Origin of the sequence: Mitsuaria sp. WAJ17 (assembly GCF_014174515.1) — a bacterium.
GTDB lineage: Bacteria > Pseudomonadota > Gammaproteobacteria > Burkholderiales > Burkholderiaceae_C > Roseateles_B.
Genome location: NZ_JACJUG010000030.1, coordinates 31795 through 52780 on the forward strand (window position 1 = coordinate 31795; position 20986 = coordinate 52780).

The 20986-nt window shown below is 66.0% G+C and carries 10 protein-coding genes; 2 read left to right on the forward strand and 8 right to left on the reverse strand.

Annotation, left to right across the window (positions count from 1 at the left end; genetic code table 11):
• Positions 1-16: 16 nt before the first annotated feature.
• Positions 17-7888, reverse strand: a complete 7872-nt coding sequence (locus H5407_RS19820; RefSeq protein ID WP_183106222.1) for a GH36-type glycosyl hydrolase domain-containing protein — start codon at positions 7886-7888, stop codon at positions 17-19.
• Between the two features lie 672 nt (positions 7889-8560).
• Here H5407_RS19820 and H5407_RS24895 point away from each other — a divergent pair.
• Together H5407_RS24895 and H5407_RS19830 are read left to right on the forward strand one after the other, a co-directional pair.
• Entirely contained in the window at positions 8561-9004 is a 444-nt protein-coding gene (locus H5407_RS24895; RefSeq protein ID WP_404935645.1) for a host attachment protein, read from the forward strand.
• A 104-nt stretch (positions 9005-9108) separates the two neighbouring features.
• Complete coding sequence (locus H5407_RS19830; RefSeq protein WP_183106224.1) at positions 9109-10098, forward strand: alpha/beta hydrolase; 990 nt, start codon at positions 9109-9111, stop codon at positions 10096-10098.
• A 52-nt stretch (positions 10099-10150) separates the two neighbouring features.
• Here the strand turns inward: H5407_RS19830 and H5407_RS19835 are convergent, their stop codons facing one another.
• From H5407_RS19835 to H5407_RS19865, 7 genes are all read right to left on the reverse strand, one after another.
• Positions 10151-11482 (reverse strand): ABC transporter permease, encoded by a 1332-nt coding sequence (locus tag H5407_RS19835; protein ID WP_183106225.1) that lies wholly within the window; start codon positions 11480-11482, stop codon positions 10151-10153.
• Positions 11479-12186, reverse strand: a complete 708-nt coding sequence (locus H5407_RS19840) for an ABC transporter ATP-binding protein (RefSeq protein ID WP_183106226.1) — start codon at positions 12184-12186, stop codon at positions 11479-11481. Before H5407_RS19840 ends, H5407_RS19835 begins: the two co-directional genes overlap by 4 nt.
• Positions 12183-13391 carry an efflux RND transporter periplasmic adaptor subunit gene (locus H5407_RS19845; RefSeq protein ID WP_183106227.1) on the reverse strand — a complete coding sequence of 403 codons (1209 nt, stop codon included), beginning with the start codon at positions 13389-13391 and terminating at the stop codon, positions 12183-12185. Before H5407_RS19845 ends, H5407_RS19840 begins: the two co-directional genes overlap by 4 nt.
• A 1-nt stretch (position 13392) precedes the next feature.
• Positions 13393-14067, reverse strand: a complete 675-nt coding sequence (locus H5407_RS19850; RefSeq protein ID WP_183106228.1) for a YIP1 family protein — start codon at positions 14065-14067, stop codon at positions 13393-13395.
• 129 nt (positions 14068-14196) lie between these two features.
• Positions 14197-15501 (reverse strand): MFS transporter, encoded by a 1305-nt coding sequence (locus H5407_RS19855; protein ID WP_183106229.1) that lies wholly within the window; start codon positions 15499-15501, stop codon positions 14197-14199.
• Positions 15501-16988 carry an alpha/beta fold hydrolase gene (locus H5407_RS19860; RefSeq protein WP_183106230.1) on the reverse strand — a complete coding sequence of 496 codons (1488 nt, stop codon included), beginning with the start codon at positions 16986-16988 and terminating at the stop codon, positions 15501-15503. The genes H5407_RS19855 and H5407_RS19860 overlap by 1 nt, the downstream gene beginning before the upstream one ends.
• An 8-nt stretch (positions 16989-16996) precedes the next feature.
• Positions 16997-20977 carry an amino acid adenylation domain-containing protein gene (locus H5407_RS19865; RefSeq protein ID WP_255501340.1) on the reverse strand — a complete coding sequence of 1327 codons (3981 nt, stop codon included), beginning with the start codon at positions 20975-20977 and terminating at the stop codon, positions 16997-16999.
• Between the last annotated feature and the right edge of the window lie 9 nt (positions 20978-20986).

Below are 20986 nucleotides of genomic sequence, written 5' to 3' on the forward strand. Positions count from 1 at the left end.
ATACCTGGTGGGTACGTCACGACGGAGGCAGCACCCAGCACAAGAGGCCATTCTCCGGAATGTCGGCCAAGGGGACCCACTGTCCCACCGAGCAGGGCCGGGCCTGGCTTGGCAGCGCCACCGACAGCCTTTGCAGCCGCAGCCTGATGGCCTTGTGCGCAATCACCAGGGTAAGCTCAACTTCCTGCCAGGACGGTGGAAGGCAAGGGCACAGCTGCAGGGCATCGGCGCGCACGGACAAACCGATCAGCCCTTCGATCGACGCCCGCCACATCCACGCCGCCGACCCGGTATACCAACTCCAGCCACCCCGCCCTTCATAGGGAGCTTCCGAGTACACGTCGCCGGGCATGACGTAGGGCTCCAGTCGGTACCGCCTTTGCGCGGATTCGTCAGTGGCGCGGTGGGCCGGACTGAGCATGCGGAAGTACTCCCAGGCCTTGATCGGGTCCCCCAGGCGTGCCTGAGCCAATAGAGCCCAGGCCCCCGCATGGGCGTACTGGCCACCGTTTTCGCGTACGCCGGGAGGATAGGCCTGGACATAGCCGGCGTTGTCAGCGGCTCTCTGCAGTGGCGGGTCAAAGAGTCGAATCAGGCCAAGCCTTCTATCGACCAGCAGCTGATCGACGCTGTCCATCGCCTGCCTGGCCCGAGGATCGGGAGCCTCTGAGGCCAGGACGCTCCAGGCCTGTGCAATCAGATCGATCCGGCATTCCACATTGACCTGGGAGCCCAGCGCATGGCCGTTGTCGAAGTAGGCTCGCAGGTACCAATGGCCATCCCAGCCATCGCGCTGCATGGCTGCCCGCAAACGACTGCATGCGCCGCTCCAGCGCTGCGCCCGTTCATCGTCATGGCGCCAACTGGCCACAGGCGCCCAGCCGCTCAGGATGCGCAAGAGGAACCAGCCCAGCCAGACCGATTCCCCTCGGCCCTCATGTCCCACGCGATTCATGCCGTCGTTCCAGTCCCCTGTGCCCATCAGGGGCAGACCGTGTTCGCCAAAGCGAAGCGCGTGATCGATGGCTCGCACGCAATGCTCGTATAGCGTGGCGCTTTGCGAGCTGGCTCCCGGCACGAAGTAGGCATCTTCGGCCTCTGCCGGCACGGACTGCCCGTCGATGAACGGCACGTCTGCATCAAGCACACCGGTGTCCGCCGTGCATTCCAGGTAATGCATCACTGCGAAGGGCAGCCACAACAGGTCGTCGCTGAAGCGCGTACGTACGCCGGCCCCCCCGGGCACATGCCACCAGTGCTGGACGTCGCCCTCAGGGAATTGACGCGAGGCATGGAGCAGGATCTGCTCGCGCAGCGCCGAAGGCTCTGTCCAGGCCAGCGCCAGAGCGTCCTGCAGTTGGTCGCGAAAGCCGAATGCTCCTCCCGCCTGATAGAAGCCGGCCCGCGCCCAGAGCCGACAAGCCACCGCCTGGTAGGGCCACCAGCGGTTCACCATCGCATCGAAGCACGGGTCTGGCGAATGCACGACACAGCGAGACAGTCGCTTGTCCCAGTCCTGCATGGCTCGCTCGGGAAGGCCGGACAGGACCCCGGGCGCGAGCATGCGCCTCAACAGTGCCAGGGCGGCCTCTCTTCCGGGGGCATAGCCGACCATCCAGCACAGTTCCCTTGTTTCTCCAACGCCGACCTCGACGTCCGCGGCCAGTGCGCCGCAGGGGTCCAGTCCGACACCGGCCACCCGCCCCAGAACGCGGGGCAGCCGCACGCGCCCCTGCAAGTCAAGGAACGCTTCCCTCGAGCAGGTCCAGTCTCCTGGCCGAGCACCGGACAAGGCCAGGAAGGCACATCCGTCGCCAAATCCACCTTGATGGTCCAGCTGACGCGCCAGCACCGCATGGAGATCGGGCATGGACTCGGTCCCGAGCGTCATGCGATCACGCCGCTGCGCGCCCAGTACCCACTCGACGCAGGCGACCCACTGGAGACGCCGTCGGTGCTGGGTGTTGTTGCGCACCTGAACACGAATGCACTTGACCGACTCCAAAGGGTCCACGGCGATCGTTGCCCGTACCAGGAGCCCGTCGCGAAGGTGCTGGAATTCGCTGCTCCCCTGCGTATGTCGCACGCGATAGCCCTGCGCGCCATTGCGATCCATCGTTGGCAACACGCCAAACACCTGGCCGCTGTCCAGGTCCCGGACCAGGAAATGCTCCGAGGGCGGGTCCAGCAAGGCGTCATTGCTCCAGGGCGTCAGCTGGTTCAATCGGCTGTTGAGGGCCCAGGTGAAGCCGCCACCGCTCTCCGTGACCAGACAGCCGAACTGGGGATTGGCCAGCACGTTGGACCAGGGACGAGGTGTCACATGGGCTGCATCGATGTCGATCAGGAAGCTGCGCCCCTCGTCGCCGAAGCGGTTGGGTGCCCAGGCATCGGGCACGAGCGGCGTGGTGTGTGGGGGGGGCGGACCGGTGCCCTCCCCTGAATCGGGCTGGGACAGCGTGCCCAGGGCCGCGGTGACCATCCTTTCCAGCGTCCTGCCATCCGCGTGCAACTCGAGCCGGGCACAGGCCATGAGCGCGCACAACTCTGCTGCCGATACCTCGCCCTCCCTCAGCAGCTGTACGCTGGCGCGTACGGGCTGCTCGTGCTGCGTGCTCCCCAACTCGTGCTGGAAGGAGGTCAAGTGCGTTTGAAGCGGCATCAGATAGGACGCTGGCTCGCCGTTGAGGATCACGAGGTCCATGGGGACTCCTGCGAATTCCCACAGGCGCTGTACCGCCATCAGCGCCCGGATGGCCGGAAGTCCCTGTGGTGAGCTCACCCGCACCAGGACGATCGGCCGGTCGCCCGAGACGCCGAAGCGCCACAGCGCCCGCCGATCCACGGCCAGTGGCGGCAGTGGGCGAAGGCGGCCGCGGAACTGCACCAGGGCGCCGGCCAGGTCCTGCGCTGCATGCAGTTCGCTGGCGTCCAGGCCAAGTTCGCGGCGACGGATCCGCGCCAGGGCCGCAGCCATGGTGCGAGCGCTTTGCATGTGAACGCTCTGGCGATACTCGTCCATCAGGGCCAGCAGGCGGGCCTTGTCCGACGCCGCAGCCGTGGCGAAGGTCAAGGATGCGCGCGCGCGCGGCGGCAGGCGCAGCCGCAGACCGACCGAGGCAGCAGGGTCCAGCCCAGTGCTGAGCCGTGCCCCCGCCACGGCCGGCGAATCGCCAGGCCGTATCGCGGGAATCCCCGTGCCCCGTGGCAGCATCTGCTCGCGGTCGCAGCACAGGACCACCTGATCGGGGGCCGTGTCGCAGGCACCGAGGAAATGGATGGCCCAGACGCTGGGTTCATCCGGCAGCCGTGGTCGTCGTTCGAGCAGTAGTGCGTGGGGATCGACAGCCTGGGCCATCACAAACAGATTGGAGAACGCCGGGTGCGCTTCATCCGCGGCCTGAGGGGCCAGAACGGCCTCGAAGTAGCTCATCAGCTCCAGTTCGATCACCTCTTCCCGCCGGTTGTGCAAGGTCAGCTGGCGAAACTCAATGTCATCGTCGGGCGCGACCCAGACGCTGATCAGCGCCTCGAACTCATCGCAGTCCGCAAGGAATTCCACGTGGTCACTGAAGAACCGGGCGGCATAGCGCATGTGTGGTCGCGGGGACGGCATTTGCGTCAATGAATGGAATTGAGCCTCTCCCTGCAGCCGAGCCAGCAGCCAGAGACCATGCATGTCGCGAAGGGCGTCATCGCGCGTGCGGCTGATCGCATTGCCACGCCAACTGCTTGTCCCCGCTCCGTTGGGACGCAAGGTCACGGCGTATCCCCCATTGCTCAGACACTGCGTTGCTCTCGCGCCCTGAACCTGGTCCCGGTCGAATTCCCTCACGGACACGACCGAGGCCGCACCGTCCGCCAGATGCGGCGCTCGCGGCTGGATGGGCTCCTGCAGGGCGATCTCGCGAGGCATGCGCTCGTGGAGCAACGAGGCAAAGGCCTGCACTTGCGGTGCCTGGCTGAACCAGTGGCGAGCAGCGTTCTCACACAGCACGTTGGTCAAGGCCACGAGGCTCATGCCCTGATGGTGCGCCATGAAGGTCCTGACATGTTGCGGGCCTTTGCTGTCGATGCGCGTCTGCGTGAAGTCCAGAGCCTCGATGAAGCCGTATCGACCGCGGCCATCCAGCTGCTCCAGCCTGCGCAGATTCAGTATGGCGCTGGGAGCATCGACAAGTGTCGCCAATGCAGTCGCATAAGGCGCCACGACGCGGTCCTCGACTGGTGTTCGCCGCAGAGCAAGACCTGGCACGCCGAAGGGTGCATATTGAAAGGCCAGCGTGTGGTCCTGGGCGAAGTAGGCGCATTCGGAGACGCCCCAGGGAATGCGGTGCGTGGCGCCGAAAGCCAAGTGGGCCTGCAGGGCGGCGACAGAAACGCGCTGCAACAGCCCTCCTTCCGGTTCCTCCAGAAGCAAGGCAGGCATCAGATACTCGAACATCGACCCAGACCACGAGCGCAGTGCGGGCTGGCCTTTCACGGCCAGGAAGGGACGCCCCAGCGCCTCCCAATGGCGCCGGGGAACGTCGCCCTTGGCAATGGCGACAAGGCTGGTCAGCCGAGCCTCGGAGGCAAGCAGGTCGTAATAGGCCGGATCGAGGGAGGCATCGTCCAGCCGGAATCCAATGTGAAAAAGGCGGCGCTTCGGCGCATAGAGGAAGCTGAAGTTCATGGCCGCCACCATGGCGTCTGCCCTGCGGGCGCGCTGGCGCCAGCGCGCCCCCTCCGGCTCATGGACACCGAGCTCCCGGCACGCCTGGGCCACGGCCCAGAGGCAGGCCGCTAGGTTCCCGCTATCGACGGCAGAGACGTAGTGCGGCGTGAGCGCTTCCAGCGTCCGAGTGTCCGTCCAGTTGAAGAGATGACCGCGATGGCGCGGCAGGCGGTCCATGGTGGCCAGGCAGCGGTCGATGCGCCCTCCCAGCGCAGTCGCCTCGATCAGACCCAGGCGGTGTGCGCAGGCGCAGCTCAGCAGGTACAGGCCGATATTGGTCGGCGATGTGCGGCCCGCTAGCATGGGGCGAGGTTCCAGCTGCAGATTGTCTGGCGGCAGATCGTGGTCGGCGTCTCCGACATGCTCGTCAAAGTAGCGCCAGGTGTCGCGCGCCACCTGCTCGAGGTAGCTGCGCTCGGCTGGCGACAGGCGCTGCCGTATCGGTCGCAAGGGCCGCGCTGCGGTCCAGAGCCAGGCGGGAGTAGCAAGCCACAGGAGGCCGAAGACGCTGAGCCAGGCCTGGTTGGCACCCGGCACCAGCATGCCCGCAGCCCACCAGGCCAGTGCCGCGCCGCTGCTCAGCGCATGGCGCTGCCAGAAGTTCCACCAGGCATGCCCTGCATCGACTTGGGCTTGGGCGGAAGTGGTCCATTGCAGCAGCCCTTGCTTGCTCACCAAGAGGCGCCAAATCGTGCGACCGATGGCATCCACGTGTAGCAATGCCGCATGCATCAGTGTCATCGTCTGGTACACAGAGCCGGCCACGGCCCGCCCCAGCTCCCGAGCAGCTTCGTGAAGCAGGTGCCGCCACGCTATGTGCGAGCGCGTCGGCACGAACCCAGCCAGGGCACCCATCAGCGGGCCAAGGCCCAGCGCAGCCATCACTGTGGCCGTCGCCAGCCAGGGGGCCATGACCTGCGTGGTGCAGGCCAGCCAGAGCAAGGCCACTGAGGCGGGCGTCAGCAGACTGCGGCGAAGGTTGTCCAGAATCTTCCAGACATTGAGACCACCGACGCCTCCTCCAAGCACCGCCCCCATGAAGGCCAGCAGTTGCCAGTCGCCCCGCGTCCAGCGATGGGTGCGTGAGGCCGCCACGTCCGGGTGCATTGGGTGCGATTCCAGGACCAGAACGTCGCTGAGGTAGGCGCACCGCGCCCACAGGCCCTCAAACAGATCGTGGCTGAGAAGCCTGCAGGGCACTGCTCGGTCGCGCAGCACCTCATGAACGGCCTGCACATTGAACAGACCCTTGCCGCAGAAGCTGCCCTCGCCGAAAACGTCCTGGTAGATTTCCGAGCAACCACTGTTGTAGGCGTCCGTGCCCCAGGGCCCCGTGAACATCCAGCCGAAGGGCGTGACCGTGTCGGGCTGCGGAAAGCGAGCTGCCACGCGCGGTTGCAGGATGCCGTAGCCCGCCACGACACGCCGCGTGACCGCATCGACCTGCGGCTCGTTCAAGGGATGTGCTGCGATGCCCACCATCTCCCGCAGGCTGCCTGGAGGAAGTTCCGTGTCGCTGTCGAGTACCACCGCAAAGCGGACTTCAGGCTCGGGCCGGCTGACACGACCCAGGTCCAGAAAGGACGACTGTGTCGGCGAGATCGCCAGCAGCGCCAACAACTGTTCGACCTTGCCGCGCTTGCGTTCCCATCCCATCCATACGCCCTCACCCTCGCACCAGTTGCGCTGCCGATGCAGCAGAAGGAAGCGAGGGGCAACGCCATCCGGTGCGGGATGGCGTTGATTCAGCCGCGCAATGCCCGCATGCGCGACGGCAAGCAAGGTCGCGTCTTCGGGCAGCGCCTGCTGGCTGGCATCGACCCAGTCGCTGAGCAGCGCGAACTGGACGCAGCACTCCGGATTGGCCAGGTAGTGGAGCTCCAGCCGCTGCAGCAGCTCGTGCACTGAACGCTGCGAGGTAAGCAGGCAAGGCACTGCAACGAGTGTTCTCAGCGATGGCGTCAGCCCCTCGTCGAGCGCCAGGCGGGGCAAGCGCTGCACCTGAACCGCCTCGGCCAGCATCCTGTGCACCAAGGCAATCACGCATTCAAGGACCGGAAAGGCTGCCAGCAGGAGCGCAGGCGCTGCGAGCCAACCCGCATGGCCGCGACCGAACAGCATGGCCAGGCCGGAGACAGCCCCTAGGCCGAGTGCGCCCCCATACAAGCTCGCTCGCCAACGTCGCAACCAGTGGCGGGCGGCGTCCCTGATACCGCAAGGGTCCGCATGGAGCTCCTCCAGCAGCTGGTCTCGCCCACAACCGATGGCCCAGTGCGCTGGCCCTGTGCCCGTGGGCGCATTCGGAGCCTGGCACAGCAGCATCACTTGCCTAGCCACCTCCAGCTCCGATCGGCGCAAGGTTCTGGCCAGGTACTCGATCTCGTGGGTGATGGCGTCTTGCGTCAGCTCGCTGTCGGCCAGGAACGCTGGCGATTGCGCGAGCATCGACAGGACCGGGCTGACAGCGCGAACCAGTTCGATCCACTCGAAGTCATTGATTTTTCGCAAAGCCGTCACCGCGTTGCTGACGCTGACGTTGTCGGCCGCCTGCGCCGCCTGGGTGCTGGCCAGCAGCACCTGGGCGTCGGGCACCTTGCGGTTCAGCCATTCGCTCCACGGAGGCACGCCGCCCATGTGGAGGGCACGCTGGCGCTGCAGCATTTGCGCGAGGAAGATGGGCCCGACGCTCCGGTGCTCGACCTGCTCGAACAATTGCTCCAGCTGACTCAGTGATCCAGCGCCCGCCTGGTCGCAGTACCAGCTGGCGGCATCCTGAGCCGCGCGGGTGGTCGCCACCACCTCGGCGAGCCGTGCCAGGTTTTCCATCAGCACCACCCGCAAGGTGCTTGGCAAGGCCCACAGCTCGCCCAGGGTCAGCACATCCACTGCCTGATAGCCCTCCAGGAAGCGCTTGAGCAGAGCCGGGTCGAAGCTGGAGTCGGTATGGGCTACAAAAGCCCAGGCAATGCCATACACGCGAGGCAGTCCGGCCAGCGGCTGCTGCCGTAGCTTGGGCAGCTGGGCGTAGTAGCCTCTAGGCATGCCGCTGCGCACCTCCGGAAGTTGGGCCTCGACCAGGTGGAAGTTGTCGAGCAGCCATTCGGCGGCCGGGCTCTGCGCCTCGCCTTCGCGGTCCAGCAGATCGAGGTAGCCCCGTGCCCGCTCCAGCATTCGTATGTTGATCCTCAGACGAGGAAAGAAGTGGGGCGTCCGCACGCGTCGATGCCATGCGGCGCGTCGTTCAACGGGCTGTGCATGGGCAAGGCTGATGCCATGCTGGTGAAATCGCTCCAGGCCGAACAGTGCCGAGCGCACCGGCAACAGCAAGGGACCTGTCTTGGGTGACAGGAACTGAAGGGCCTCATGTCGCAAACCAGGACGCATCGCCGTCTCCTTCTAGGATGCCCTGAGGCTAGGCCCAGCACCCTGCCCTGGCGAGCATGGATCAGTGACAGCCGCGATCTGCCTCAGGGGGCCCCTCGGGCTCGCTATCACCGCCGTGGTCAACGCCCTCGTCGATGTGAAGAACCGGCGGTGCGGACGTCCACCGTGACGAAGCTGCCGAACTCCTGGCGGCCTGAACATCGATCCAGTGGGGGCCATCCGGGCGGGACCGCACTTGCTTCAGCCGCTTGTCGCGGGGGGGCGGCCTCAAGGGGCCCCCGTCCATCAGTGGCTGCACTGACAGCCTGCGGTTCATGGTGATTTCGCCCATCCGAGGCCCTGGCAAGGAGGCCGGAAGTCGCTCGGGTTCAATCTACCCGCCGCTGTGCCGGCGGGATTGCGCCAGCGCAATGGAGGCGCCCTGCTGATGCCTACATTGCTTGAGCACTCGACGACGGCATGGGACCATCGACCACGCGGCCTTTGGGCCGTCAGAAAGCGAGCCCCTGCGGGCCAAGTTCAGAGCTTTGTAGGTTCTCCGCGAGGCGCGGGACCCCGGGTGGGCGATTGAAAGCAAGCGAGCTTGTCGATGGCCACCTGCGGCATGCCGCGGCAGACCAACGCTCGGGCGGAACGAGTCTTGCTCCCCGTCAGGATCCTCGCCGCAAGAGGCATCTTGCTTTCGCCTGTTCACTGGCCGAGCAAGTCGAGCCGCACCTGACTCGTGGCGACGATGAACAGCTCGTGTTCCTGGCATGGAGCCCCTTCCTTGGGTCGCTGAAGGGGCATCTGGGGCCGCATGCCAGCAAGACCCTGCACGCCGCGGTCGGTCTCGACCTCGCGACCTCCTGGGCGGCTCCCGGCCGCTTGAGTTCTGCCGTCAAGCGCCAGGCCCACGCATGAACCGCGCAGGTGTGGCTGCGCAGCTTTGGGGGTTTCCACGCTCGCTGCATCGCCGTCACGAAGGGCCGCTAGACTGCGCCATCTACTCAATCAGTCAGTAGTTCATGCCAATCATCGAGAAAGACTGGAACGTGCAACGCTCCAGCATTGTCATCAAGGGCAGTCTTTGCCTCCCCGCCGAGGGCCGTTTTCCGATTGCGCTGATTCTGCAGGGCAGCGGCCAGGTGGACAGAAATGGCAACGTTCGCGGCCGCGGACCCGCCATCTACGCCAAATTGGCCAGAGCTCTTGCAGAGTTCGGCGTGGCCAGCTACCGGTACGACAAGCGCGGTGCCGGTGCGAGTGGCGGCAATTTTCTTGAGACCGGGTATCACGACCTGGTTGGTGACGCCCAAGCGTGTTGGGAGTCGCTGGTGACCGCGCCCTTCTGCGACCCAGAGCGCATGTACATGGTCGGACATAGCGAAGGAACAGCCATGGCGGCGCAACTGGCGGCCAGGGTCGTCCACCGACCTCGGGCGCTCGTACAGCTCTGCCCCTTCGTCGATGGCGCGGAGGCCATGCTGATTCATCAGGCCGACCAGATCGAACGTGAGTTGCCCGATGTGCCAGGACTGTTGGGTCTCATCCTGCGGGTGATGAACCGCCTGACGGGCCCGTATGGCCAGAGCTTGCGCAAGTTGCTGGAGCGGGTTCGGACGTTGGAAGGGGGCACTGTCCGTCTGGGCAGCGCTCGCGTGAGCGCACGCTGGCTGCGCGAGCTGATCGAGCTGGACATGCACCGGATCTACCGCGACGTCCCTTGCCCCATGCTGCTGCTTTCGGGTGAGAAGGACCTCCAATGCACGCCCGACAGCGCGGGGAAACTGGCTGAACTGGTGGACGTCCCGACCGAGCATCACGTGGTCCCCGACATGATTCACCACCTCTCGGCCTGCGAAGGGCCGCCGGCGCTGTTTGACTTGCGGGACATCGACCCGCTGCCGCTTTCACCTGCCTTGCTGGAGTGTCTGCAGCAGTGGTTCGCGCGGGAATCCATCGACAAGCGCGTGCCGGACGAGGAGGCGCCTGCTCTGGGCCCGTCCGGCGCCTGACACCGCCCGCCTGCGCTGCACCGCCCAGCGAAGGCGGTGCAGCGCGAAAGGGTCATTCGTGGCGAAGCGCGTCAATGGGCGTCAGATTGGCGGCATTGCTCGCCGGCAGAATGCCAAACACCACACCGATCATCCCCGAGAAGCCGCATGCCCCCAATGAAGCCCACCAGGGCACTGTCGGTGGCGGGAAATTCGGTATCAGCGCGGCGATTACATGCGCCAGTCCCGTGCCGATCAGCAGGCCTATGAGCCCGCCGATTACGGCCAACAGCATGGCCTCGATCAGGAACTGAAGCAGGATGAAGGCCCGAGGGGCGCCCAGGGCCTTGGCGATGCCGATTTCGCGGGTGCGCTCCGTCACGGACACCAGCATGATGTTCATGATGCCCACGCCCCCCACGATCAGCGAAATGCCGACCACGGCACCCACCACGATGGTGATGGTGGTACTGATCTCGCTGAAGGACTTGCGCAGCGAATCGGCCGACTCCAGGACGAAATCGTTGGCCTGGCCCGGCTTCAGCCCGTGTGCGAGCCGCATCAGCTCGACGACCCTTGCCTGTACGGCCGTGGCCTGGTCCGGGTCACTGACGGTGAAGCTGATGGACAGGTCCGGTTCTTCCACCACGCCATTCACGGCCAAGGCCGTCTGGAAGGGCATCAGCAGATAGGCATCCTGGCTGATGCCGAACATTTCACCACGGGGCTCCATCACGCCCAGCACCTTGAACCACTCGCCAGCGATCTGGATGTGCATGCCCACAGGATTGGGCGGCAGCTTCAGGTCCCGGCGCAGCTTCTCGCCCAGCACGACCACCCGGCGACGTGTCAAGTCATCGCTTTCGGTCAGAAACCTGCCGTGAAGCGGGTACAGCGCCTGCACGTCCTGGTAAAGCGCGGTCGTGCCGTACATGGTGCCGTAGGCTACATGCGAGCCGTTGCGGATGTCCGCGCCGATGCGGCCGCCTGCCACGACGGTGGGGGTGATGTCCTGGATGCCGTCGATCCGATGGCGGAGCTGCTCCAGATCGCTCAGCTTCAGCCGATTCACCTTGCCGCGCAGCGCATCCTCGATCGATGTGTCGGCGCGAAGGGTGAGCACATTGCCGCCCAGGCCCTGAAACTGCTGGCTGATCGACTTCGACAGGCCTTGCACCAGCGAGATCACGGTGACGACCGACGCCACGCCGATGATGATGCCAAGCATGGTCAGGAAGCTCCGCATGCCGTGGGCCCGAATGCTGGCCAATGCCGAGCGCAGGCATTCCTGCAGCAGGTAGAAGCGTGCGCTCCATGGGGCTTGCTGGCCTGCGCATTGCGGGTCGGCGTCGGGGTCACCGATCAAAGGGGCGCAGGTGTGCGTCGAAGAAATGGTCGGGTTCATGAGAAGGCGGCCTCCCTCATCCGCCCGGGCGTGGTCAAGGCGTCCTCCACGATCAGGCCGTCATGCAGGCGCACGATGCGGCGGCACTGCGAGGCAATGCCGGGTTCGTGGGTGACCAGCAGCACGGTCAGCCCGTGGGCATGCAGCTCATGGAACAAGCTCATGATTTCCTGAGCGGTGCGGCTGTCCAGGTTGCCGGTCGGCTCGTCGGCGAGCAGCAGCTTGGGCTCGCCGACGAGGGCCCGGGCGATCGCCACGCGCTGCCTTTGACCGCCTGACAGCTCGTTGGGGCGGTGTTCCGCGCGGTGTTCCAGCCCCACGCGCTGCAGCGCAAGAAGGGCCGCTTCCCGGCGCATGGCCGGCGACCAGCCACGGTAGATCAGGGGCTGAGCCACCGTCACCCAGGCGGGCATCCGGGGCAGCAGGTAGAAGCTCTGGAAGACGAAGCCGATCCTCAGGTTGCGCTCCCGGGCCAGTGCGGCTTCGCTGAGGGAGGACACATCGCGTCCATCCAGCAGATACCGACCGCTGGTCGGCGTATCCAGGCAGCCCAGGATGTTCATCAGCGTGGACTTGCCTGAGCCGGAACTGCCGGTCAGCGCCACGAACTCGCCGGCGGCCACCTGCAGCGAGATGCCATGCAGCACCGGGCACTCCTGCCCGTCCAGATGGTAGGCCTTGCAGATGTCATGCAGCTCGATCATCGGCTCGCCTCCCCTGTCGATGGGCCGCCCAGGGCCGCCGTCTTCTGGGCGCCAGGCCGGGGCTGGACACGCTCACCTTCCCGAAGGAATCGAAGTGTCTTGGCGGGGCCGACCACCACCACATCGTCCGCATTCAGGCCCTTGATCACTTCCAGGTAGCTGTCATCGGAGATCCCCGGCTCGATCACGCGCTTGCGCACGGTACTGTTTTCGACGACGAAAACGTTGGCCTTGCTGGCGCCTGACGGGCCCTCGTACTGGATGGCCTGCAGCGGCACCGCCAGACGCTGCGCCGTGGCCGCGGTGGCGATGTCGGCGCGCGCGCTCATGCCGGGATGGAACTTGAGATCCGGCACCGGATCCAGCCGGATACGAACGGGGTAGGTGCGACTCTGGCCTGGCGCCTGCCGGGGAGTCAGGGCAATGGTCTCCACCTTGCCCTTCAGCAGCCGGTCGGGGAAGGCGACCGGCACGATGGTCGCCTCATGTTCGGCCGTCACGCGAGCGATGTCCGACTCATCGACCTGGATCTCTGCATACAGCTGCCGGGTGTCGGCCACGACCATCAGGCTGCCGCCCGCGATGCTCATCGCGCTGGGCACGGCCGTCTCGCCGCGCTTGATGGAGATGGTGGTCACGATCCCGTCTATCGGTGCCCGCACTTCGGTCTTGGTGAGGCGCAGCTGCGCCTGTGCCAGCAAGGCCGAGGACTGCCGCACCGCCTCCTGGCTGTTGCGAAGCTCCACCTCGGCCAGGTGCACTTCCGAGGCCAGGTCATCAAAGCGCAGGGAGTCCACCATGCCATGCCTGTGCAGCTCTTCATTGCGCTTGAGCTTGCTCACGGCTGCTTCAAGGCGAATCCGCTGGCGATCGACAGCCAGTTCAGCCTGGCGCCTGGCGGCGGTGAGCTGGGCAATCTCGGCGTGCAGCGACTCGCTTTCCAGGCGAAGCAGCACCTGGCCGCGTCTGACGCTGCTGCCTTCGGTCACCAGCACGTCGCCCACCCGGGCAAGGACCTCCGAAACCAGGGTGACCTGGCTTCCAAAGGCGAGGATGCCGGAGGCCAGGATGGAGGGCGTGATTGCACGCTTCCCCACCGTGGCGACCTCGACGGCCTTTTGTTCGGAAGTCCGCAGCGCCTTGATGGACAAGGGCAGGACCACCAGCAGCGCCAGCGCGCCGCCCAACAACAGTTGACGACGCATCTCAGAGTCCCACCGCCAAGGTCCAGACGCCGTACACCAGCAACCACGGGGCCAGCGCAAATGCCAGGCTGAATGCCCAGCCTCGCCCGCTCCAGGTCTTCACGCCCACGGCACTCAACCACCAGCTCCAGGGATGCAGGACGCTCAACGAGTTCAGGAGCACATACCAAGGGCTGTCCTGCGGGGCATGGAAGAACAGCTCGTTGAGCGAGAGGGCGTTGAGCTGCTCCTGCAGGACCTGCCCACTCGGATACACCACCAGCATGCCCATCGACAGCAAAGGCAGCAACAGCAGCGGCAGGCTGGCCCAGCAAGCCAATGCCAGCCACTGGCTGAACGGAAATTCAATGCGGGTCGCACGGCCCGCGAGAAAGTAGTACCCGCCCTCCATCAGCCTTCCGCCCACCAGCGCGATCAAGGCGCCGACCACGGAGGTGATCGCCAGTGTCTGCAGAGACAGGGCCGGCATGCCTTCCTGGGCCTTGTCGCCGGCGGGTGCCAGCAGCTGTGTCTGCAGCCAGGCCAGGTCTACCTGGCTGAAGTAGGCGCCGATGGAGGCCAGGGTCAAGCCGACCAGCAGCAGCAGCGGGAAGGCAAAGCGCGGTTGCGCGCGCAGCGAGGTGAAGGCCAGCTCGGGCTGCAGCAGCATGGATCGTGTGAGTTGAGGTGTGTTCATCAGGGACGCTCCCAGTAAAGATTCGTTCATCACGTCGTTTGTCATTTCGCTCGTCATTTCGTTTGTCATTTCGTTTGTCATTTCGCTCGCGCGTTCGAGCAGTCGCAGGGGCGGTCCGCCGCGCCGGCCTCAGCGCAGCTCGCGCAGCGGGCGCAGGGCGATGCCTCCGACGGAGGCCATCAGGCCCAGCAGCCCGCAAAGCACGAACATGGCGGCGACCGCCTGGCCTTCACCGCTTCCCACGGCACGGCCCATCATCTCGGCCACCCAGTGCCCATGCTTGAAGGCCGGCTTGAAGACCTGCTCCACCAGCAGGCCACCAAAGACGACGGTGGAGGCTGTCGCCAGCATGGTGCTGGTACTCGTCAGCACCAGGATGCCCCCTTGCTGAGATTCGGGAACGCGCGTCATCCAGAGCGCAAAGACGCAGCTCGATGCGATCGCTGCAGTGAGACCGGCCAGGAACTCGATCGCGCACAAGGCGGGGACGCCCTCCACCATCCCGACCAGCAGCACGCAAACGGCCACGATCGCGTCGCAGGCCAGCACGATGCGCATGCGACGCTCCGGCATGTCGAACCACACCATGGCCATGCTGCCGAACAGCGCGCCCAGGGACTCGAAGCTCAACACGATGCCGAGCGTCTGCTCATCGTGCCGCTCCAGGATCAGGGGGACGACCAAGCTGACGGACACAGCGATCAGGCCGGCCTGCATCATGGAGTAGAGCAGCAGCGCCAGCATGATGGTGTCCCGCTTGAAGAACCCCAAAGCCGACGCGAAGTTCTTTCGCGAGTCGAGCAGCGCCTCCTTGAGCGTGCCTGCCTTCAGTGTTTCGGTGTTGGACTTGGCGAGGCTGAAGGCATACCAGACGAACAAGGTACCGATCACGAAAGTGATCAGGTCGATGGTGACGATGCCGGGCAAGCCGATGAGCGCCATCAGCATGCCCGCCATGGATGGAGCGATAACGCCAAGAGTAGTCGCGCTGACGCCGAACGCACCGGCCGCTCGGGTCAGCAAGCCTTTGTTGACGATGTTCGCCACCGACGCCTCAAAGGCAGGCCCCTGGAATGCGCTGACCATCGACGCCACCGCGGTGAAGGCGTACAGATGGACCACTGCAAGACTGTCTGTCCAGAGCAGGATCAGCAGCATCAAGGTCATCAGGGCCGCCACCGAGTCTGCGGCAATCATGACGTTGCGCCGCTTCACCCGGTCCACGACGCTCACAGCGATCGGTGACACAAGCACGGCCGGCAGCAGGCTGGCCACGATGGCGCCGGCAAAGCTGAGCGTGGAATTGGTGCGTTCGTAGATCCAGACGCTCATGGCGAACTGAACCATCTGCGTGCCCACCATCGAGACCGTCTGACCGGTCCACAGCATCCAAAACGGTCGGCCCAATGCGGCCAGTCGGGAAAATGCTTTCATCAATTGACTCCCATGTCCTTCGTTTTCTGTTCAAACGCGATCGGCGTTGTCGATCTGCTGACGCCCCGCTGCCGGGTAAGCCACCCATCGACGCAATGCTGCACATGCGGGGGCTTGAGCATGCTCATGTGATTGCCAGGCCCCTTCCAGTGCTGAAGCTGAGGCGCCCACAGCCGCCATCCCTCGGCATCGCGCTGCTGGTCTTGTGCATTGCGTTCGGCGCAGCGACGCGGATCGTCGGCCTGCACCAGGCAGATAGGCCGGCCCCACTGGCCGGTGGGCCGGTAGCTGGTACGCAGCGCGGCGCCAAAGGCCTGGAGGGGACCTTCCATCACGTCGGGGCGCGTGCGGGCTGGCAGGAGGCCGTGGCGCGTCATCGCCGCATGCAGCGTGGCCAGGCGTTGTGCCGGCGACAGGGGCGCCAACTGGTGGCGGAAGATACCCAGGGGGCGCCCCAAGGCCAGCTCCAGGCTGCCAGCCAGCTGCTCACAGATGTCCAGATGGCTGTGCTCCTTGTCCAGCACCCCCGCAGCGTCGGGTGCTTCGCTGTCCAGCAGCGTCAAGGACAGCACCTCGCGCCCCAGGGCCTGCCATTGCAGGGCGATCTCGAAAGCGACCCAGCCGCCGAAAGAATGCCCGGCCAGATGCACCGGCCCCCTGCCCGTCACGGCCTCCATCGCCCGCACCGCCGCCACCGCGGCGGCCTCGACCGTGGTGTGGGGCATCAGCACACCGTCGGTTCCGCGAGGTTGCAGTCCATAGACTGGCCATTGCGCTCCCAAGGCTGCAGCCCAGTCCCGCAGGCCCATGACACTGTCGCCGGCGCCCGGAACGCAGAACAGCGGCGCATGCCCGGGGCTGCCTGCCTGAAGCTTGATCAAGGGTTGATAGTCCAGCTCCGGAGCGCGTTGCGGCGCCAGGCTGTCCGCCAGGTCCAGCACGTCAGACCACAGGGCTTGGAGGCATTCGAGCGTCCCGTCGGGTTCGCGAACCACGGTCGAGGACAGCACCTTGGCCCCCGTCGCCAGCAGTTCCAATCGCTGCACCAGGCCATTGGCCGGATCGATCGACCACGCCGGCAGTGCCCGTGAGCGCAGGGAGATCCCCGACGCCACTGGTGCAGGCGTGGCCCCGAGCAGGCCGAGAAAGGCGAGCTCCTGATCCTGACCCAGCAACTGCAGGGCAAGGGCATGCATCAGTTCGGCGCTGCGGGCCTCTGCCACCAGCCAGTAGGGGCCCTCCCCCTGAAAGGACCGGATGCTCTGAGCGAGCCAGGCCGCAGCGCCCTCCGTCGTGCGAGGTCGGCCTGCCTCGCGCCAGTTCAGTGCGATGCACCGCAAGGGCGCCGCGCCGCCTGTCCCTTCGATCCAGTCCGGCGGAGCGGCCTGGTCGGCATGCTCGCTGTCGAACCAAAACAGCAAGGTCTCATGGCTCGGTCCTTGCGGCGCGCGCTGGCCGAGGCCTTCGTGGGTGTGTTGCTTGTTCATGTTGCCCTTCATTGCAAAGATTCATCCAGTGCTTTGGAGATCGCGGTCCCCAGCTCGGCAACGTAGTCGCCCATCATGCTTCCGTGGTCGCCTGGTACCGGCACTACGCGCAGCAGCGCATCGGGGATGTAGTGCAGCCACCCTGCGCGCGGATCCGAGTTCTGCTCCAGCACTTCAATCGGGACCAGCTCGTCGAACACGGTGCTCTTGTCCTCGGCCGAGAACAGGTGAACAGGCAGGTCGGCCGAACGCGGCGTGTAGCCGTCCAGCGCATCCTCATGAGCCTGCAGGCGCGAAATGAAATCGCGCAAGGCGCCTTCGTCGAACTGGTCGAGGTAGTCCGGCAAGATGCGCGCCTTGCGGCACTCGGCCAGCAAGGCGGCGAAGCTCAGTTGGTCCGCTCGCTGAGTCAGCTTGCGAATGGCCCGGCCCTTGAGCTTCATCTTGACGATGTTCTGGAGCCAGTTCAGCGTCGGCTCAGGGCGCTCTTCGCAGAGCAGCATCAGGTTGCGCTGCGGTGACAGATCGTGGCGCAGGCGGACATGTGCCCGCAGCAAACGCAACACGGCGGGCGCAAAGCTGTCCAGCAGGCCGATGAATCCGACCTCTGCGCCTGAGTCCTTCAGCTGCATGGCGACTTCATAGGCGAGGATCCCGCCGAAGGACCAGCCGGCCACCCGGTAGGGCCCCTCTGGCTGCACCGCGCGGATCAGCTTGACGAGCCGGTGGGCCAGCCCGGCCATCGTGTCCGCGCTGTTCGCACCCGGCTTGCATCCCGGAAGCCCGAACACAGGAACCTCGGGGTCGATCTTGGGGCCCAGGCGGTGGAAGTAGATGTCCAAGCCGAGGTACTCGTGCACCAGGAAGATGGGCGGCTTGCTGCCCATGGGCCGGATGATCGTGACCGCGTCGCCGATGGGGGCTGGGCGTTGGCGCAGGTAGGCCGCCAGGTCGCTCAGCACGGGATGCCCGAAGAGTTCGGCCACACTGATGTCGATGCCGCGGGCCTCGAATCGGTTCACCGTCAGGGCCAGCAGCAGGGAATGCCCGCCCAGCTGGAAGAAGTCGTCGTTGCGCTGGATGCGATCGAAGCCGAGCACCTCGCGCCAGATGCTGGCAATCGTCTGTTCCAGGTCGCCGCAGACGTGCTGCTCCGCCTCCATGCCACGGCCGTCGTCATCCGGCGCCGGCAGCGCCGCCCGGTCGATCTTGCCATTGCGATTCAGGGGCATGCGCTCCATCGCCACGATGACCGCGGGCACCATGTAGCTGGGCAGCGTCAATGCCAGTTGCGCGCGCACGGCCTCCGGGCTGAGCTTGTCCAGGTCACCGGCGACGTAGCCGAGCAAGCGTTGCTGCGGTGTCTGGTCGTGCTGAACCAGCACCAGCGACTCGCGTACGCCCGGTTGCAGCAGCAGCTGAGCCTCGATTTCGCCAAGCTCGATGCGGAACCCCCGCATCTTGACCTGGAAGTCGCGACGTCCCACGAAGACGAACTGGCCATCCGAGCGCTGATAGGCCAGATCACCGCTGCGGTACAGCGTTGCGCCAGGCACGAACGGATCGTCCACAAAGCGGTCGCGTGTCAGCTCCGGCCGATTCAAGTAGCCCAGGGCGACACCATCGCCGCCGATGTGGATCTCGCCGATCGCGCCGGAGGGCACCAGCCTGCGCCTTTCATCCAGGAGATAGACCCGGGTGTTGCAGATCGGGCGCCCCAATGGCAGCGTCAGGGCCCCGTCGCTCACCGACGTGATGTGGGACGTCAGCGCGAAGGTGGTGGTCTCGGTCGGACCATAGCAGTGGATCAGACGGACTGGCCCCTGCTCCGCCAGGACCCGGGCAAAGGCCTGCGGATCACAACGCTCCCCGCCCGTCATCAGGTGACGCAGTCGGGACAGCGCACGAGGAATGGATGCCGCCAGCTGGTTGAACACCGCCGTGGTCAGAAAGATTGCCGTGATGCCCGTGTGATCCAGGGCCTCTGCCATGCGGGGCGGGTCCAGCACCGTGTCGGTGTCCATCGTCACCAGCGTGCCGCCGTTGAGCAGCGCGGCCCAGACCTCCATCGTGCTGGCGTCGAAGGCCGGATTGGAAATGAACGCGACGCGATCCGCGGATCCGAAGTCGGCATAGCCGTTCTCGAGGGCGATGCGCCCGATGGCTCGGTGCGGAATCCGCACGCCCTTGGGGCGGCCGGTCGAGCCGGACGTGTACATCAGGTAGGCCAGGTCTTCCAGCTGCGCATGGACTTCGACAGGCTTGCCCGCATGAGTGAGGTCCAGATGGCGAAGATCGACGCACAGCTGCTCTGTCTTGGGCAGAGATCGCTCCTCGTCGCCGGGCAGCACCAGCAGCAGCGCGGCGCCGCTGTCGTCGATGAGTTCGGCCCAGCGCTGCGGTGGCGCCTGCTCGTCCAAGGGGACGAAGAAGGCGCCGCACTTCAGCACGGCCAGCTGCGAAGCCACGAGCTCGACGGAACGCTTCATCAACAAGGCGACCGGCTGGCCAGGGCGCACACCGGCTTGCTGGAGCTGCCAGGCCACGTGGTTGGCGCTGGCGTTGAGCTCGGCATAGCTGACGCGGCGGTCGCCGTCGATCATGGCCGTTGCCTCTGGGGTTCGATGGGCTTGCTCCTCGAACAGGCCATGCACGGTCAGCCGCTGCTCATACCGTACGGGTTCATGGCAGCCCTGGATCAGGGTCTGCCGCTCCGAGTCCTCCAGCATGTCCAGTGAGAGCAGCGATCGGGAGGCGTCCTCCTCCAAGGCCACCGACAGCGCCTGGAGCAGGCGAGCCATGTAGCGGCAGGTTTGCTCGGCGGAGATGCTGTCATGCACCTGGGCGGTCACGAACAGCGCTTCGCCGTCGTCATCGACGCTGAGCGTGTAGGGATAGTTGCTCCGTTCAGCGCCGACCTCGCTCTGCATCCCGGCGGTGAAGTCGATCAGCGTGGCCTCAGAGTCAGCCGTGGTGTCCTTCGGGCTGTGGCGATAGTTAAACAGGGCCGCGAAGACCGGCACGCCGCTCTCCAGCCCGCTGCAGCGTTGGGCCAAGGCCAACGGGGCGTGCTCGTGGCGCAGCAGCCCAGCCAGGTCTTGCTGGACCTGCTTGACGGCGCCCAGCACGGGGCCCTGCAGCTTGACTCGAAGCGGCAAGGTGTTGATGTAAAGCCCCAGGGCGCGGTCCGCCCCGGCGCCGGCCTGCATGCGGCCGAACAGCACGGTGCCGAAGACCACGTCCTCGCGCCCGCTGACCCGGCCCAGCAGCTGGGCATAGGCCAGGTGGCACAGGCTGGCCACGCTCACGCCCAGGCGGCGGGCCTGGGTGCGCAGCGCTTGGCTCAGCGAATCCGGCAGTGCCAGGTGGGCTTCGCCGACCTGGCTGCCATCGCCCTGCACGTCTGACAGGCCGTAGGGCAGCGTTGGCTCGTCCACATCGCCCAGTTGCTCGCGGAAGTAGGCCTCGTGTTGGGCGGGTGTCAGCCCCAGCCGGGCCTGCGCCACGTAGTTGCGGAAGGGCTGTGCGGGGGGCAAGTCCTGACCCCGGTCGCTCAGCAGCAGGGCGATCTCCTGCTGCATGACCTCCAGCGCCTGGTGGTCCGTCGCCAGGTGGTGCATCAGCAGCAGCAGCAGCCAGCGCTGCTGGGCGGCATCGTGCAGCACATGGGCTCGCATCAGCGGTGCCTGGGTCAGCTCGATCCGGGTGTGGCGCGGGTCCCAGCGCGCGCGCAGCTGTGTCGCAGCGTCTTGGTCGCTGTCAGGGTCGAGGGCGTCCTCTTGCAGCAGCAGCGGTGCCTCGCGCCAGACCACCTGCACCGGCTCGTCCAGGCCTTCCCAGTGCAGCGCGGTGCGCAGCACGTCATGGCGCCGCACGACCTGGCCCAGGGCCTGCACGAAGCGGTCCAGCTTGTCGCGCTCCTGGAAGCTGAAGAGCACGTCCTGCAGGTACACATCGCCCTGGGTCGCCATCAGGTGGTGGAACAGCATGCCTTCCTG